The organism is Duodenibacillus massiliensis (assembly GCF_900128485.1).
GTDB lineage: Bacteria > Pseudomonadota > Gammaproteobacteria > Burkholderiales > Burkholderiaceae_F > Duodenibacillus > Duodenibacillus massiliensis.
Map to the genome: position 1 here is coordinate 211,230 of NZ_LT635860.1, position 15,697 is coordinate 226,926.

The window sequence follows — 15,697 nt, forward strand, 5'->3', positions numbered from 1 at the left end:
GTTTGTTCCCGCGGTGAGTTTCAGGGGAGATCCTCTGAACGCGCCGCGGTTTGTTTTTATCTGCCCGAAAAGGGAGTACATATGTCGTTTCCCGTTGCCGCACTGACGGCTGAAATTGAAAAGCGCTCCGCCAACCGTCTCGGCTGCCGTTTTTTGGGCGGCGCCGAAAAAGTGTGCGTTGAGCGTCTTGCCCCCCTGGATCACGCGGGTCCCGAGCACGTCGCGTTTCTTGCGCAGTCGCGTCTGAGGGAAGCTGCGAAGGCAAGTCATGCCGGCGTCATTGTTTTAACGGAAGCCGATGTCAAGGCCATGTGGCCCGAAGGGGCGCCCGCCGACCGGCCGCTTATTGTCTGCACAAACCCCTACGCCTGGTTTGCCTGGGCTCTGCAGGTGATGACAGAGCCCAAGCGCCCCACAGGCTTTATTCACCCGAAGGCCGTGGTGGAAGAAGGCGCAATGGTCTCTCCCGAGGCTGTCATCGAAGCGGGCGCCTACGTGGGTGCGGGCGCCGTGATCGGCGCGCGCACGCGGCTTTTTCCCGGGAGTTACGTGGGCGCCGGCACCACGGTGGGTGAGGACGCCATCCTGTACCCCAACGCCGTTGTTTACCACGGCTGCAAAATCGGTAACCGCGTGATTTTGCATTCAGGCAGCGTGATCGGTGCCGACGGCTTCGGGTTTGCGCCGTTTGCGGGCGAATGGGTCAAAATCCCGCAGATCGGGGGCGTAACGATTGAAGACGACGTCGAAATCGGCGCCAATACCACGGTTGACCGCGGGGCCCTTGAAAATACGGTGATTGCCAGGGGCAGTAAGCTTGACAATCAGATTCAGATCGGCCACAACGGGCGCGTGGGAGAATACACCGTGATGGCGGCCTGCACGGGTGTTGCCGGTTCCACCACAATCGGTAGCCACTGCATGATCGGGGGCGCCGCCAACATCAACGGCCACATCGCCATCCCTGACGGCAGCGAAGTGGGTCCTGCCACCTCCATCATGCACTGGCAGGAAGGCGCAAAGCAGTTGATCGGCATTTTCCCCGCGCAGGAGCGTCGCGCCTTTGAGCGTACGGCCGTTCTCATGATGCGTCTCGGGGACATGCGTAAACGCATTCAGACACTGGAAGCGGAAGTCGAAAAGCTTTCAAAGTGATGTAAAGAACGCGCAGCAACGCGCAACAAAAAGCCCCGGACCGCGAAATCCGGGGCTTCGCATTTCGGGCAAAAGTGTTACTTCAGTCCGAAGATCGCCTTGAGTTCCTCGGTCTTGAGGTTTTCATCAAGCGCAATGTACTCACCCTCGGAGTTTTTATAAACCCCGAAGGGCACCGCGCGGCACCCGGAGCGGCGGGCAAGCTTCGTGTTCGTCCACACCTTGTTTCTCACGTCCTCGGGGATCTTGGCGAGGTCATAGCGGAAACCACGGAAACCGGCGTCCCGGAAGTGCAGGTGCTGCTCCATGAACTTTTCAGCCGGGGTCTTCGCAATCAGAATCGCTGCGCCCTGGGGGTCCGAATGGATGTTTAAAAACGCAATCGGGCACCAGACGAGGTTGATGTTGTCAAGAAGCGGCGCGATGTTGTCATAAAAGCGGATGCAGTCCGGGCACTGCGTGTCAAAGGTTACATAGGCCTTGGGGCTGCCCGGTTTATGCGGGAAAGAAAAGCCCGTGCCGTCTTTTTCAAAGGTCTCCCACATCTTTTTGCCGTCCCAGATCACCGGGACATTGGCGGGTTTTGCGGCGACAGCGCCGGGGAAAACCGCGGCCGCGGCGGCTGCAGCTGTCCCGAGGGCAAGCGTTCTTCGTGAAATCTCAGCCATGATTGCAATCTCCTCACATGTTTGTTTTCATTGTGTCGAACCAACCACGCGGATCACAATAGCAGGATTAGCCGTGAGTGGCACAGGTAATGTCACAAATGATGTCGAGAGCTACGGCTGGTTCGATATTGAAAAACTCTCTGGTTTGCCGAACGCGCAGATCACTGAGGCGGTCAATCGTCTTATGTAATATCCGCTCGACCAAGGCGTACTTGGTCGTCTTAATCGTGGCGTAAATCTCGAATCCGGTCTTGAGGCCATTGCCTCCACGGGTATCCAGTCCATGGCTCGCCGTGCCGACTTCGTGATGAGCGAAACGGTTGCCAACCGCACGTCTCTTGACCAGCAACTCAACCGGTGAATGTCAAGTGAGCTTTCGCCGATTTTGTTCTTAAAAAGTAGGTTGTTGTCTGAGCTCAGTGAGGGCTTGGCCCTCTCTGCCTTCGGCGGATTCACCCAGAGTTTTTTGGCCCGTAGAAAAACCTTTGATGCAGCTGTGTTGCACCGTTCGCGCGAGAGGTCGGCAGGCCGGTAGAATGAGCCTCCTCAGGCAGGAGGAGGCCGAGCCTGAGGCCCGCGGAAAACCGCCGAACGCGCTGTCGCAGCAACAGCGGGGCGTTTGTTCAAGCTGCCTTGGCATGCTTTTCCTCCAACTGCCCATTTTCGGGGTTAAGCCACACCTCTTTGATCGGCGTACAGTTCAGCACTCTCCCGGTGATCCAGCGCTCCGGATGGCGTCTGCGAGCCTCCAGCATCGTCTCCCTGCGTCGGCGCAGCACCTCCGCGTCCTCGCCGCGATAGCGCTGCCCTGGCGTTACCATGCGGATGCCGCGGTGTCTGTGGTGCTCGTTGTAGTGGTCTACAAAGCCCTGCACCCATTGCTCAGCTTCCTCAGCATTGTCGAAGCCGTTACGGGGGTACAGCTAATCGCCGCTGTACTTGAGCGTACGGAAGAAGGACTCCGAATACGGATTGTCGTTGCTGACTCGCGGACGACTGTGCGAGAAGGTAATTCCGTTTTTCTCAAGCAAAGCCAAAGTGGGAGCGGCCTTCATGCTCGCACCATTGTCTGAGTGCATGACAAGCTGTCCGGGCTTGATTCCGTATCGCCTGAAGGCATCCCCGAGAAAGCGCATGGCGAAGTCGGCATTATCAGCCACGAATACCCTGGCGCTCACAACCATGCGGCTGAAGACGTCGACAATGACATACGCGTAGTAGAACCTGCCCGTGTACTTGCTCGAGCGCAGATAGGTGATGTCCCAGGTCCACACCTCGTTTGGCTTCTCTGCGCTGTAGGCAGTCGGCTTGCTGCGCCGGCGGGCTTCCCGGATAGGCGCACGGCGTGCGTTCAATCCCCGTGCCCTGAAGAGACGGTATAGCGTTGAGAGAGAGCACCAGTACTCTTTGTTTTCATCGAGCAGCTTGTAGAAGACCTGCGTCAGACTAAGATCCCGCACATCGGCTTTGCAGAAGCGATCTACGATCTACTCACGCAGGTCCTCAGGGATTTGCCGCGGGCTCGTAAAATTGCTACGGTCTAGCCGGCCATCACCCCTCTCTGTCAAAATACTTCCTAATCGCTAATCAGGAGGGCACGGAGAAGATAAATGGGCACCCCATACCCGCTCGAAAAGAAAAATCAAATCCTCGGGAGAATCCTTTCCAAGGAGATTACGGTTGAACAGGCACACCGCGAATATAGTATCGCGACAAGCTGCGTGTATCGTTGGTTGCGGCAACTGAAAGCTGATTGTCGGTCTGGCGGGCAAGGCACTCAGGCCATCCCCTTACCTCAAGGCATGAACTTTCGTGTCGCGCTTGTCGCCGAAGGGTATTGCCAAGAAGTCGGCTTTGAGTCCCCGGCGGCCGGCAAGTTCTGCCGCACCAAAGGCGTCACCCTGGACGAAATCAAGCGCTTCAGCACCTGGCTTGCACAGCATGACAATGATGCTGTACTCTGGACCAGTGCGCGTGCTCGCGAGCAAGAACTCATCAACAAGGTAACGGCGCTAAGCGAAGAACAAAAGCAGCAGAACCGCGAGTTGCAACGCAAGGAAAAGGCCCTGGCGGAAGCCGCGGCTTTGTTGGTATTGACAAAAAAAGCGCAGGCGATCTGGGGGGACAAGGAAAAATGATCAGCACCCGGGATCGCCAAAAAGCAGTCGAGCTGATCACTGAGTCCGTACAGGCAGGGGCTCGCGCGGTCGAGGCCTGTAAATGCTTGGGGATAGCCTTCAGCAGTTATCTCAAATGGCGTCGGAACCCTCAGAGCGAGGATCAGCGTCCGAAACGTGAATTCGGCCCAAATCCGCGGGCCCTTTCGGAAAAAGAGCGGCAGGCTGTGTACGAGCGCTACTGCCAGCCCGATGTTTGCGACCTGAGTGTCCGACAGGCCTTTCACGCCCTATTGGACAAAGGTGAGTACCTGGCCTCTGAGGCAACGGTGTATCGTGTCTTGCGTCAACATAAAGCCAATACGCGCCGCGATGGAGTTCGCCCCACCGTCAAGCGACACAAGCCGACAAGCTCAACCGTAAACCCGCGCTAGACACAAAAATATACACACACCCCGTCGTCGCGTACCCGATCTTGACATAGTCCGGAAAGGACGGATTTGTCAGAATGTAGATGAAGCCTTTGTTGGTCATTTGCCAATCTCTTTGCTACGAATCAATTCAATCGATGGTCGTAAAGTTCGATCTCCATGGGCTGGATGCGGTGTTCTGTTTTGAGCATCGCGTAAACGATGTTCATCAGTTCATCTTTCTTCGCCGCGTCGCTAGCAACCATCGTCGTGAGCTTTTGGTTCTGTTCCAGCAGCTCAAACACGGCGTTCATGACAGCCTCGTTCATCGCTCCGCTCTTGGCAACATCTCGGGAATTGTTGCGAGCTTGCTCGCGCACAATGTCGTTGGCACCAACCTTGTCGGCAACCGACGTGCAGTAGTTAAGGGCATCCTGAGTGCTTGCCAGATCACCCGCAAAATTGCTGATGGCATCCAAAATGTCCGCAAGATACTCGGGGAGCTTCCCCTTGGCCTCATTGCTTCCACCCCCAGTGATGGGCTTGAGCGTGACATCTTCCTCGTCCTCGGGATTCTTGTCACCGCCCCCCGGAGGAGAAGTTGGATCAGCCTTGAGTTCGTAGTGTGTCAGGATGACCGATGACAAGTCGATATCTTCAGGTTTGATGCCCGAGAGGAGCTTCACAAGGAAGGCACAGTAGTGCGCGAAGCCTTCGAGTTCACCGGAGTTAATGTCGGTGATCTGCGCAATGTAGTTGTAGGCGCTTCCGAACCTCGACAGGTTGGACTTGAAGCGCTTCACGCTTTCGTAGGCTTTGCTGGCTTCCTTGAGATTATTGTCGGCTTGCGCTGCCCGATCTTCGTCCTTGCACAGAACCGCGTTGCGGTGCTCTTCTTCGTACTGCTTGCACAAGTCGTAAGCCGAGTGCAGGCGATCTTCATAGATCTTTGCTGGCTCGGAGAAAAAGACGTTGAGCTGTTGATGCGCAGTCGGATCATCCTTGGCCCCTTGCGCAAAGCGGTGCAACATGGGCGTGAAGTAATCCTCTGTGAAGGTCTGCACGTCTTCTTCCGAGAAGATGCCCACATCAAGAATGGCGCGACGGATTTTGTCGAGTACCTGAACGTCCTGCGCCTCGTTGATCGAGGCACCGCTGTCGTAGAGCTTGAACGCGTTAATGACAGAATCCTTGTCGTTTACAAAGTCGACAATGAAGGTTCTGTCCTTTCCTGGGTAGATACGATTGAGGCGCGAGTAGGTCTGGACAATCTCAACAGGGTTGCCGATAACCTTATCCACGTACATCGCGCAGAGTTTGGGCTGGTCAAAGCCCGTCTGGAACTTGTTGGCAACAATCATGAGGCGATAGTTGTCACCGTCAAAGGCTTTTTCCAACGCTCCGTCCTGCCCAAAGCTGACGGAGGGATTGAGCGACTGTTCGGTGTATTTCTCATCAGCCTTAATGAGATTGACCCACGCGGTGGAATCGTCCTGCACCACATCTGCAGGATGCTTGGCATCTTTCCCAACAACTTCCCCGGAAAAAGCCGCCAGAGGGATGCCCAATCGGAGAATGGGAATGTTGTCCTCGTCCTTATGATTGGCGATGTACTGCTCAAAAGCCTTTTTGTAGCGAACAACGGATGCCCGTGACGAGGTGACAATCATTGCCTTGGCCAGTCCGTTCAGAAGGCTTGCGACATTGCGCTTGAAGTGTTCGATGATGAACTCTGTTTTTTGCGTGACGTTCGTGGGATGAAGGGCCTTCCACTTGGCAAGTCCGCTCATGGCTGCCTTGACATCAACTCGGGACTCCGAGTCTTTGTCGGTCTCATTCTTTTGGGAGAGCTTCCAAGCGGTTGAGTAGGGGGTAAAGCCCTGCAACACGTCGAGGATGAAGCCTTCTTCGATAGCCTGACGCATGGGGTACTTGTCAAAACTCACAGGCAGTTCCTTATTGGAATCAGCCTTGGCAATGTCGTAAGCATCACCGTTCTTGAGGCGACCAAAGAGCATCATCGTCTGGTGCTTGGGCGTGGCGGTAAATCCGAGGAACGAAACATTCGCCGGGCGCAAGCGCGACTTCTGCCATGCTTCAAGAAGGTCATCGACCGTCTGGGCTTCCTGCGAGCCTGTGCCGACATTGCCGAGCGCTGTATTAAGACGCGCCGAACTTCTGCCCGTCTGCGAGTTATGGGCTTCGTCAAAGATGACGGCAAAGCGCTTGCCCTGAAGTTTTTCATTCAGGATGATTTCTTCCATGGCAAAGGGGAAGGTCTGGATCGTCACGATGACGATGCGCTTGCCATCGACCAGAGCCTTGACAAGGGATTCCGTCTTGGAACCGTCCTTGGCGGTAATGGACTTCACGAGCCCTTCCTTGGTGTTGAACTGCAACACGGCCTTGGAGAGCTGCGAGTCAAGCACCTTGCGGTCGGACATGATGAGGATCGTGTCGAAATAGGCGTTGCCGTTTTCGTCGCGAAGCTTAGATAGTTGCGAGGCCGTCCAAGTGATGGTCTTGGTTTTGCCCGAACCGGCAGAATGCTCGATGAGGTATTTCTGTCCCACGCCGCGCTTTTTGGCATCGGCGATGACCTTCGTCACAGCACGCCATTGGTGGTAGCGCGGGAAGATCAGCGTGCTTTTCTCAACGCTGTAACCCTTCGCATTCGTGACGACCGTGCGTTCGACATAGGCGAAGTTGTGAAAGAGCCCCAGCCAAGCGTCCTTCTTGCCGATTTCCTTCCAGAAGTAGGAGACGGAATAGGGATTTGTCTTGGTCGCCTCCGGATTCCCTGCGTGACCGTTGTTACCCTTGTTAAAGGGCAGAAAGCGCGTCCCTTCACCATCGAGCTTGGTCGTCATTTGGATGTCGGTTTCGCTGATGGCAAAGTGGACAACGGCACCGCGCTCGGGCTTGAGCAACGGGCATTCGGCACTCGTCTTGGTGGGCTTGGGCTTGCGGTTCTTCTTGTACTCGATCACGGCCTCATTCACGTCCTGCGTGAAGTTGGTCTTGACTTCCGCAGTCGCTACGGGAATGCCGTTCACGAAAAACACGAGGTCAATGGATTCCTTGGAGTCCGTCCGAAAATGCACCTGTTGCACGACGCGAAGGATGTTTGCCTTGTAGCGCTTGGCAACAATCGGGTTGCGATTGTCTTCGGGCTTGATTTCGCTCATGCGGAACATGCCGAACCCAATCGCTGTCAAGGAATTACGAAGAACGTAAAGCGTTCCCTTCTCCTTGAGGGCTTCTTCGATGACGTTCAGAAGAAACTCGTCCGCGTCACTTCGCTTGGAAAACTTGGCGTACTGCTCGGCATAAGCCGACTTAAGCCATGCGAGTACGTCAGGAACGTAGAGGGCCTTGTAGGGGTCATATCCCTTGTCGTTGGGCGAGGAAAGCCACTTCTGGTCAACAAAGCCCTGAACGATGTCGTTCTCAAAGGCTTTTTCCTTGTGTGCGGAATCTAGACTCATGCGGATGCCTCTTCATCAATGGCAAGTTGTCCCGTGACTGCGGCGGAGATCAGGCTAGAGCGGTACTCATTCAGCAATCTAATAGAATCTGACAACTTCACTTTTAACTCAAGAACCATTTCGTCGATCTTTTCCAAGAAAGAAACGATTCTTTTCTGTTCGTCAAGCGAAGGTAAAGGTAAAAGTTCATCAGATAATGCCGATGTAGACAACTCTAAAAATGTAGTTCCAGAGCTATCCTGGATTAGTTGATCTTTCGCAGCCTGAAGAACAAAGTAATAATATTTTGTGTAATTTTTAGAGCCAAGAGGAACTAATGACTTGCAACCTTGATTTGTGCATAGTTCACCTTTTGCAATATTTACTTTCCCAACAGGCGCACGCGTGGATAGAACTAAACTTCCCTGCGGCACAAGAGTAGTTCCGCAAGACTCATATCCTTCCCGCGTAATAGACCGTTTTCCACTAGAAACATCTCCGATTTCATCCATATCAGAGGGACCAATCCAATTAATATTCCCATTCCAATATTGCGGATTTGGCGAAGGTGTTGCTCCACAAACAACAGAAAACAGGTTTTTTACACGACAAATTCTCCAGTGGCTGGGCATATTCCCGATCCACTGCACACCAGATGCCTTCATCTCCACATTATGATCAAGCCCCTTCGTCACGGCGCGGGTGATGAGGGATTGGCGGTAGGAAGAAAGAAAATCCAATTGAATTTTGTGTTTCTCAATAGCATCTTCAATTTTGGAAATAGTTTTATCGAGAAAAGCAACGCACTGATTTTGATATTCAACGCTAAAGAATGGAACGTTAAGATTATTAAAAGTATCTGAATTTAAGTTCAGCAAACCGGTCGACGTTGTGCAACTAATTTTATACTGTTCTTTGCAGTGCCTTGAATTGAGATAATACCAATAAAACCGAGGATTACATTTGCCAGCATCCAACTGCAAACACTGCATAAAATTTGAAAAAGAGCAGTGTAATTTTTCAATATTTTCATCTACGAGAGTGGCCTTTCCTATATGCCCGGCGCTTCCACTAGATTTTGTAATAACTATGTCATTTTTCTTTAGAGTATGAAAATTTGTTACTCTGAGCAAATTGCGACGGGCGACACTTTCCCAATTAATCACCCAATTTCCATTCTCATTTTGTTCTGTCGACCGAAGGATGTAGGTATAACTATTTTCATTGCAATCTAAGTCATCACCCCATACACCACCGAAGTTACCTTTTAAAAGATGTTTAAGTCTTATGACCTTCATTCAAACAACTCCTTCATCAGCTTTGCCGTCTCAGCTTCAAGAGTCTTGATCTCTTCAGCAATCTCTTCAGGATTGCGGGGAGGGACATACTTGTAGAAGTATTTGTTGAAATTGATCTCGTAACCCACAATGCCGGGGGTCTTCGGATGCGCCTTGCCGTCGTCATCCGTCGGGAACGATTCCTTTGGATCGGTGACAGTACGGTCTATCACAGCGTCAGGTAAGAAGGGCTTCACCTCCCGCTCAAAGTACGCGTCCACACTTTCAACGAGCGGAATGTTCTCAACCTGCTTGAGATCGGGGTCATAGACGACGTTGCCCTTGTTGTCCTTGACGATTTCGCCTTCAGAATCCTTGACAGTAAGCGAGGCAAACAGGGTTTTCAGGAAAGCCTTCGTGAGTTTGACACCCTTACCCTTCGCAATCTGCCCAAAAGTGTCGATCCAATGAACACTTGTCTCTTTCGGATGCTCGTTGAGGATCGTGCGAAGCGTCTCAAGGTCTTCATCCGAGAGCTTGCCCTTGACCATCGGCTGATCCAGAGCGGCGTTGATGGTGTCCGTCGTGAGATTAAGCCTTGCCTTCAGCGGGCATTGAATCGTGACGGCGCGATAGCCGAGTTCCTGTTAGTCAAGCACCTTGGAAAAATCACCGTCCTTGTAGTCGCGGAAGACCTCTGCGATCTTGGTGATTTGCTCAGGAGAAATCTGGTAGCGCTTGTTGCCGATGTTGCGGATCGGAGTCTTAAAGCTGGTTGCGTCGATCAACAACACCTTGCCCCGCCGATTCTTGGGTTTGCCCGAAGCAAGAATCCACAGGTAGGAGACAATCGACGTGTTGTAGAAAAGTTCTCCCGGCATCTGAACAATGGCCTCCACAAGGTCTTCTTCAAGAAGCCAACGACGGATTTCGCTGGAACCTGACCCTGCGCCGCCCGTGAAAAGGGGCGAGCCTGAAAGCACGATAGCCCCGTGCCCGCAGCGTTCAAGTTCGCCCTGTGCGTCATAGACGGCAGGAGCCATCTTGCGGGCAACGTGCGTCAGAAAGAGCATCGAGCCGTCCGATTTAGGCGGCAGGCCCACGGCAAATCGAGGATCGTTTTTTACGGTGTCATAAGCGTCCTTCCAATCCATGCCAAAGGGAGGATTGGAAAACACAAAGTCGAACTTCTTGCCGAGATGACAGTCGGTCTTGAGCGTGTCGCCTTGCAGAATGTGAGTCGACAGGTCGCGGGATGCAGAGCCAGTACTGTCTGCATTGCATCCCGTTAAAAGCATCATTGCTTTGCCCATGGCCCAGGCAACGTCGTTAATTTCCTGACCGTAGGGCTGAAGTTCCGTGCGCAGTTTATTTTCGTGGGTTGCTTCTCGGATGAACTCCATGGCATCCGTGATGAAGCCGCAGGTGCCGCACGTCGGGTCGTAGCAAGTGCGAATCAGGCCGGAAGTCGCAGTCAGAATCGTGTTGTCCGAATCAAGCACCAGCGTGGTTGCAAGATGAACAATGTCACGCGGAGTCAGATATTCCTTGCTCGCTTTATGCTTGGTATCGGCAAATCGCCAGATCAGCTCTTCGTAAAGATTGCTCATCACACGCGGATGCACGTTCATGTCAAGGGCCTGGAAGAAGTCCACGACCGGAAACAGCTTATCGGCCTTTTCCAAACGAGCGCAGATGCGAGTGAACTCGAAGTGATCGAGGATGTCTCGCACATTCTTGGAGAACCCGTCCTTGTAGGCGATCAAGTTGTCGCGGACATGATCTTGCCCCAGGGTTGCCAGAGAAAATTTGGAAGTGTTGTAGAAGGGCACACCTGTGATGGAACACAGAGCCGTTGTCTGCATCTCGTTGAAAATCTTGAGAGCCGTGAGTTGGGCACTCCTTTCCAAAACCGCCTTCCGAGTGGGCTGCAAAACACACTCGAAACGGCGAAGCAGCACGAACGGCAGAATCACCTCGCCGTACTCATCGTCGTTGAAAGGCCCGTGCAGAAGGTCTGCGACTGCCCAAATAGCGTTGGCATAGTTTTCGGTTAGGGCTTTTTGTTCGGTCACGTCAGACATTTGTGTTCCTAAATTCGGCAACTGGTGTTTTGAAATTTCAAATAGAATGATTGGCCTGAGCTTGGCCATTGTTCTTTAAGTAGAGAAAGAGCGTCGTTCGCCCCATCCCAACGGTCTTAGCCGCTTCCGTTCTCGTCATGCCTTGGGCAAGCAGCTCTTTGGCCTTTTCGATTTTCTCCGGCGCAATCGGCTTGCGCCCCTTGTAAGCCCCTCTTGCCTTGGCTTGTGCGATGCCTTCGCGCTGTCGCTCCAAGATCAGTTCGCGTTCGAACTCAGCCACTGACCCCAACAAACCAAGAAGGAGTTTGTTGAAGGGCGTCGCCTTTGCTTTGGCTTCAAATGTAAGGTTCTCTTTAACGAAGTGCAGCGTCACGCCCTTGTCGGTGATGGTCGTCACGAGAGTGTGAAGGTCTTTGAGGTTTCGGGCGAGGCGGGCCATGCTGTGGACATACAGATCGTCCCCGTCGCGGATGAAGCCCAGCATCTCCGTGAGCACCGGTCGGTTGCCGATGTTCTTTGCTGATACCTTTTCCTCAAATACCCGATCCAAGGTGATGCCGACAAGTTGCCGGGCCGTGTTTTGCTCCACAGTGCTGACGCGCACGTAACCGATTTTGGCAGATGACCCCATTTGGCCCTCCGTCCTGTTCTGTTGAGTTCATAAAAATCATTGTACTGATGTTCAGAAATGAGTGTTAGAACTTCAACAAAACGATTTTTAACGGGCTGAATGGTGCGTTTAGCCTATACGGTGTGCCACGGTGGTTCTTTTCGCGCCCTACGGGAGGGCTATTGTCGCCTGGACACAAAAAACATTACATCCTCCCGGGTATGGCTACGAAGTAGCGGAATGGGGTATTTTGGATCGTGAAAAGTTTCTGATGTGGGTAGCTGATACCGATACAGAAACAGTGAAAGCGGCAAAAAATTAAATATACCTCGGCTCATCTTTGGATGGTCGGGGTTTTTCTTTGCCCGGAATTTGTTGCTTCGAGTAACGCAATTTTTTCTGCCGGTCCTGCGCTTCCCGCTAAAATCTCTGCGCCACAAAAACGGTACCGTTTTCGGTAACCGACAGGGAATCCGTCATGACACATTCCACAGACACTGAGCCCGAAAAAAAGCTCTTTATGAGTGAGCTTCTCGGCATTGCCTTTGAGCCCCGCAAAGCCGGGGAAACCACGGTTGCCGCAAGCCTTGCGGTCACCAGTAAGGTCTGCCAGCCCTTCGGCGTACTTAACGGCGGGGCGTCTTTGGCGCTTGCGGAAACGCTCGCAGGTTACGGCTCAATGGGGTTGCTAGCGCCCGACGAAATACCGCTCGGTATTGAAGTTGATGCCCACCACATTGCCTCGGTCCCTGAAGGGGGCGCTGTGCGCGCGGTCGCCACACTGCTGCAGAAAGGTCGGGTGACTCATCTCTGGAACGTGGACATTACCGATACGCGCGGGCGACTTATTTCAACGGCCCGCGTTGTGAACCAGATTGTTAAAAAGCGCTCTTAAAGAGGGGAAGACCCGTGAAACGCGAATGGAAGAAAATCAAGGATTACAAGGAAATCCTCTTTGACTTTTATGAGGGCATTGCCCGCATCACGATTAACCGTGAGCGCTACCGCAACGCCTTTACGCCCACGACAACGGCGGAGATGAGCGACGCGCTTTACTACTGCCGTGAGTGCCCGGACATCAATGTCGTGGTTCTCACGGGCGCGGGCGACATTGCTTTTTGTGCCGGCGGCGACATGCATGTCAAGGGCCGCGGCGGCTATATCGACGAGAAGGGCGTGCCGCGCCTTTCGGTGCTTGACGTTCAAAAGCAGATCCGAAGCCTTCCGAAGCCCGTGATTGCCATGGTTAACGGCTACGCCATCGGCGGCGGCCACGTGCTGCACGTCGTCTGCGACCTCACGATTGCTTCGGAAAATGCCCGTTTCGGGCAGACCGGGCCGCGCGTGGGAAGCTTTGACGCGGGCTTCGGGTCCTCCTACCTCGCGCGCGTCGTGGGGCAGAAGAAGGCCCGCGAAATCTGGTTCCTGTGCCGGCAGTATTCGGCCAAAGAAGCCCTCGAAATGGGGCTTGTCAATAAGGTCGTGCCCCTGGAGCAGCTTGAAGACGAAACGGTTGCCTGGGCACAAGAGATGCAAAAACTGAGTCCCATTGCGCTGCGCCTTATTAAGGCGGGGCTTAATGCGGAACTTGACGGTCAGGCCGGTATTCAGGAATTGGCGGGCGACGCGACGATGCTTTACTACATGACCGACGAAGCTCAGGAAGGCGGCAAGGCGTTCCTAGAAAAGCGGCCGCCTAACTTCAAGCAGTATCCGAAGATCCCGTAATTAAGCCTCAGAGGAATTCCGTTGTGATGCCCGTTCATCCTGCCTTTCGGTTAAGGGGTAAAGCCGTAACGCGTTCCGAATTGCCTTCTCGTATTGAAGCAATGCGGGACGAAGGCGGCTTTAGCGCTGATCTCGCGGACTTTATGCGCGAGTGGCTTGACGCCAAGGACTGGGTGCACGGGCAGACTTCGGGCTCAACGGGGACTCCGAAGCAGTTAAAACTGAGTAAGAAAGCGATGGCGGAGAGCGCCGCGCGCACCTGCGCCTTTCTGGGGCTGAATGAGGGGGATACGGCCTATCTCTGTATGCCGGTGAAATACGTGGGCGGCAAGATGATGGTTGTGCGGGCGATGACGCAGGGGCTCGACCTCATCTGGAACACGCCGTCGCTTACTCCCATGAAGGGCCTCAGAGAACCTCCGGTCTCTACCGCCATGACCCCCATGCAGGCAACGGCAGCCCTGGCTGATCCCGACGAGCGGGAGCTCCTTAAAGGCACCCAGCATATCCTTTTAGGCGGGAGCGCCGTAAGCCCCACGCTTGCCGCAGCGGTAGCGGACTTTCCCAACGCCGTGTGGTCAACCTACGGGATGACGGAAACGGTTTCGCATATTGCCTTGAGGCGCCTTTCGGGTGAAAAGGCTGCCGAGAGCTACATGCCGCTTCCCGGCGTCACGGTCTCTTTGGCTGAAAACGGGGCACTGACGATTGATGCGCCCGGGATTGCCGCCGGGCGCCTTGTGACAAACGATCTTGCGGAAATCCTGGCTGACGGTTCCTTCCGGATTTTGGGGCGGCTCGACAACGTCATCAACACGGGCGGCATCAAGGTGCAGATTGAAACGGCGGAGACGCTTTTAAGGGACATCATCAATGCGCCGATTGCCGTCACTTCGGTGCCGGACGAAAAGACCGCGGAGAAGGTGGTGCTTCTGGTGGCCGGCAGCTTTGATGAGAAGGGTCTCATGGAAGCCGCGAAGGCAAAGCTACCCCGTTACTGGAACCCGAAGGTGATTGTGAGGGTCGATGAAATTCCGGAAACGGGGTCGGGTAAGCCCGACCGCCGCGCGATCCGGGCTTTGGCCGCAAGGCTTCTTGCCTGACTATTTCTGGCTTTCTTCGGCCTTCACGGCTTTCACGAGCGCCGCCCACTTGGGGCTTTCGCTTTCAATGAAGTTAAAGAAGTCCTGGGGCGTCCCCGGGCGCACTTCAGCGCCTTTTTTCGCAAGCGACTGCTGCACGGCGGGATCAGCCAATGCCGACTGAAGCGCTTTTGAGACGCGCTCCACAACAGACCACGGGGTGCCGGCCGGAAGCACGAGTCCGTCCCAGGCTGAAATTTCAAAGCACGCAAGCCCTTCTTCGATCAATGTCGGAATCTCGGGCGCAGCCGCAAGGCGCGCCTTCGTAGAGGCACCCAAGGCCTTTAGGGTCCCTGCGCGCACGTGCCCGAGTACGTTCGGGGCCACGTCAATCATGAGCGGTATGCGGCCGGATAAAACGTCCGTCACGGCGGCAGCACCCCCGCGGTAGGGGATGTGGGTGAGCCGGATGCCGGCTTTTTCGGCAAAAAGAAGTCCCGCAAGGTGACTTGAGGTTCCGACGCCGGAAGAAGCAAAGTTCACCGTGCCGGGATGGGCTTTGGCGTAGGCAAGAAGGCTCTTAAGGTCAGTGACGCCGGCAATTGCCCGGGGGTTAAGGACCGCCACCATCCCGATTTCAGAGATGCGTCCGACGGGGATAAGTTCCTTTGCAGGATCAAACTTGAGGTTCGGGTACAGAAGGGAATTCGCGCAGAGGATGCCGTTTGTGACGTAACCCACGACGCTGCCGTCTTTTTTGTCCTGCGCGACGTGGCGCGTACCCACCGTGCCGCCGGCCCCGGGCCGGTTGTCAACCCAAAGTGAGGTTTTAAGGGCAGCTGCCAGGGCCGTCGTCACCGAGCGCGCGAGCGTGTCGCCGCCGCCCCCGGCGGGGAAGGGGACAACCAGACGCACGGCGTCTTTTGCGCTTGAAAAGGGGGAAACAAAGGGCAGCGTAAGTGCTGCCGCAAAGGTGAGAAGTGAGCGTCGGTCCATCGCCGGCATCCTCTTTAATCAAAAATCTCGCTGAGTATATCGGCGGTGCGGCCGTGTGAAGGCCGGTCAGATCCGAAAGATGAGGGATCATCCGATGGAAGGA

General features: G+C 54.4%; 15 protein-coding genes. 5 read left to right on the forward strand and 10 right to left on the reverse strand.

All coding sequences use genetic code 11. The features are described 5' to 3' along the window. Positions 1–81: 81 nt before the first annotated feature. A complete protein-coding gene (lpxD, locus tag BQ7486_RS06510; RefSeq protein ID WP_022372321.1) occupies positions 82–1,155 on the forward strand; it encodes a UDP-3-O-(3-hydroxymyristoyl)glucosamine N-acyltransferase in 1,074 nt (357 codons plus the stop codon). Positions 1,156–1,232: 77 nt separating this feature from the next. Here the strand turns inward: lpxD and BQ7486_RS06515 are convergent, their stop codons facing one another. From BQ7486_RS06515 to BQ7486_RS06530, 4 genes are all read right to left on the reverse strand, one after another. Then, positions 1,233–1,823: a hypothetical protein gene (locus BQ7486_RS06515; RefSeq protein WP_022372322.1), complete on the reverse strand. Its 591-nt coding sequence runs from the start codon at positions 1,821–1,823 to the stop codon at positions 1,233–1,235. 67 nt (positions 1,824–1,890) lie between these two features. After that, positions 1,891–2,172: a GIY-YIG nuclease family protein gene (locus BQ7486_RS12430; RefSeq protein WP_074009413.1), complete on the reverse strand. Its 282-nt coding sequence runs from the start codon at positions 2,170–2,172 to the stop codon at positions 1,891–1,893. A 274-nt stretch (positions 2,173–2,446) separates the two neighbouring features. Beyond that, a complete protein-coding gene (locus BQ7486_RS06525; RefSeq protein WP_074009414.1) occupies positions 2,447–2,698 on the reverse strand; it encodes a hypothetical protein in 252 nt (83 codons plus the stop codon). A 48-nt stretch (positions 2,699–2,746) separates the two neighbouring features. Then, the gene (locus BQ7486_RS06530) at positions 2,747–3,283 is read right to left on the reverse strand and encodes a DDE-type integrase/transposase/recombinase (RefSeq protein WP_074009415.1); all 537 of its coding nucleotides are present in this window, start codon (positions 3,281–3,283) and stop codon (positions 2,747–2,749) included. Positions 3,284–3,433: 150 nt separating this feature from the next. Between BQ7486_RS06530 and BQ7486_RS12120 the strand changes: the two genes are divergently transcribed. Further along, a complete protein-coding gene (locus BQ7486_RS12120) occupies positions 3,434–3,961 on the forward strand; it encodes a hypothetical protein (RefSeq protein ID WP_204207003.1) in 528 nt (175 codons plus the stop codon). A 535-nt stretch (positions 3,962–4,496) separates the two neighbouring features. On the opposite strand, the gene BQ7486_RS06545 is transcribed toward BQ7486_RS12120, so the two are convergent. The 5 genes from BQ7486_RS06545 to BQ7486_RS06560 form a co-directional block, all read right to left on the reverse strand. Beyond that, positions 4,497–7,838, reverse strand: coding sequence for a type I restriction endonuclease subunit R (locus tag BQ7486_RS06545; protein ID WP_074009417.1), 3,342 nt, complete (start codon positions 7,836–7,838; stop codon positions 4,497–4,499). Beyond that, positions 7,835–9,115 carry a restriction endonuclease subunit S gene (locus BQ7486_RS06550; protein ID WP_074009418.1) on the reverse strand — a complete coding sequence of 427 codons (1,281 nt, stop codon included), beginning with the start codon at positions 9,113–9,115 and terminating at the stop codon, positions 7,835–7,837. The genes BQ7486_RS06545 and BQ7486_RS06550 overlap by 4 nt, the downstream gene beginning before the upstream one ends. Then, positions 9,112–9,645 carry a hypothetical protein gene (locus BQ7486_RS11455; protein WP_084765745.1) on the reverse strand — a complete coding sequence of 178 codons (534 nt, stop codon included), beginning with the start codon at positions 9,643–9,645 and terminating at the stop codon, positions 9,112–9,114. Before BQ7486_RS11455 ends, BQ7486_RS06550 begins: the two co-directional genes overlap by 4 nt. A 96-nt stretch (positions 9,646–9,741) precedes the next feature. Then, complete coding sequence (locus tag BQ7486_RS06555; protein WP_162272245.1) at positions 9,742–11,178, reverse strand: type I restriction-modification system subunit M; 1,437 nt, start codon at positions 11,176–11,178, stop codon at positions 9,742–9,744. Positions 11,179–11,215: 37 nt separating this feature from the next. Then, positions 11,216–11,809 (reverse strand): recombinase family protein, encoded by a 594-nt coding sequence (locus tag BQ7486_RS06560; RefSeq protein ID WP_074009419.1) that lies wholly within the window; start codon positions 11,807–11,809, stop codon positions 11,216–11,218. A 457-nt stretch (positions 11,810–12,266) separates the two neighbouring features. Between BQ7486_RS06560 and BQ7486_RS06565 the strand changes: the two genes are divergently transcribed. From BQ7486_RS06565 to BQ7486_RS06575, 3 genes are read left to right on the forward strand one after another with little or no spacing between them, the layout of a single operon-like run. Then, positions 12,267–12,683, forward strand: a complete 417-nt coding sequence (locus tag BQ7486_RS06565) for a PaaI family thioesterase (RefSeq protein WP_074009420.1) — start codon at positions 12,267–12,269, stop codon at positions 12,681–12,683. Positions 12,684–12,697: 14 nt separating this feature from the next. After that, positions 12,698–13,516 (forward strand): 1,4-dihydroxy-2-naphthoyl-CoA synthase, encoded by an 819-nt coding sequence (gene menB / locus BQ7486_RS06570; RefSeq protein WP_022373522.1) that lies wholly within the window; start codon positions 12,698–12,700, stop codon positions 13,514–13,516. 26 nt (positions 13,517–13,542) lie between these two features. Further along, positions 13,543–14,619 carry an AMP-binding protein gene (locus tag BQ7486_RS06575; RefSeq protein ID WP_084765749.1) on the forward strand — a complete coding sequence of 359 codons (1,077 nt, stop codon included), beginning with the start codon at positions 13,543–13,545 and terminating at the stop codon, positions 14,617–14,619. Here the strand turns inward: BQ7486_RS06575 and BQ7486_RS06580 are convergent, their stop codons facing one another. Further along, a complete protein-coding gene (locus BQ7486_RS06580; RefSeq protein WP_074009565.1) occupies positions 14,620–15,594 on the reverse strand; it encodes a Bug family tripartite tricarboxylate transporter substrate binding protein in 975 nt (324 codons plus the stop codon). It abuts the gene before it with no gap. Positions 15,595–15,697: the final 103 nt, after the last annotated feature.

Excerpts from the sequence above, each read along its gene's own strand:
- lpxD (WP_022372321.1), top strand. The coding sequence starts at position 82 with ATGTCGTTTCCCGTTGCCGCACTGACGGCTGAAATTGAAAAGCGCTCC.
- BQ7486_RS06515 (WP_022372322.1), bottom strand. The coding sequence starts at position 1,823 with ATGGCTGAGATTTCACGAAGAACGCTTGCCCTCGGGACAGCTGCAGCC.
- BQ7486_RS12120 (WP_204207003.1), top strand. The coding sequence starts at position 3,434 with ATGGGCACCCCATACCCGCTCGAAAAGAAAAATCAAATCCTCGGGAGA.
- BQ7486_RS06545 (WP_074009417.1), bottom strand. The coding sequence starts at position 7,838 with ATGAGTCTAGATTCCGCACACAAGGAAAAAGCCTTTGAGAACGACATC.
- BQ7486_RS06550 (WP_074009418.1), bottom strand. The coding sequence starts at position 9,115 with ATGAAGGTCATAAGACTTAAACATCTTTTAAAAGGTAACTTCGGTGGT.
- BQ7486_RS11455 (WP_084765745.1), bottom strand. The coding sequence starts at position 9,645 with ATGGTCAAGGGCAAGCTCTCGGATGAAGACCTTGAGACGCTTCGCACG.
- BQ7486_RS06555 (WP_162272245.1), bottom strand. The coding sequence starts at position 11,178 with ATGTCTGACGTGACCGAACAAAAAGCCCTAACCGAAAACTATGCCAAC.
- BQ7486_RS06560 (WP_074009419.1), bottom strand. The coding sequence starts at position 11,809 with ATGGGGTCATCTGCCAAAATCGGTTACGTGCGCGTCAGCACTGTGGAG.
- BQ7486_RS06565 (WP_074009420.1), top strand. The coding sequence starts at position 12,267 with ATGACACATTCCACAGACACTGAGCCCGAAAAAAAGCTCTTTATGAGT.
- BQ7486_RS06575 (WP_084765749.1), top strand. The coding sequence starts at position 13,543 with ATGCCCGTTCATCCTGCCTTTCGGTTAAGGGGTAAAGCCGTAACGCGT.
- BQ7486_RS06580 (WP_074009565.1), bottom strand. The coding sequence starts at position 15,594 with ATGGACCGACGCTCACTTCTCACCTTTGCGGCAGCACTTACGCTGCCC.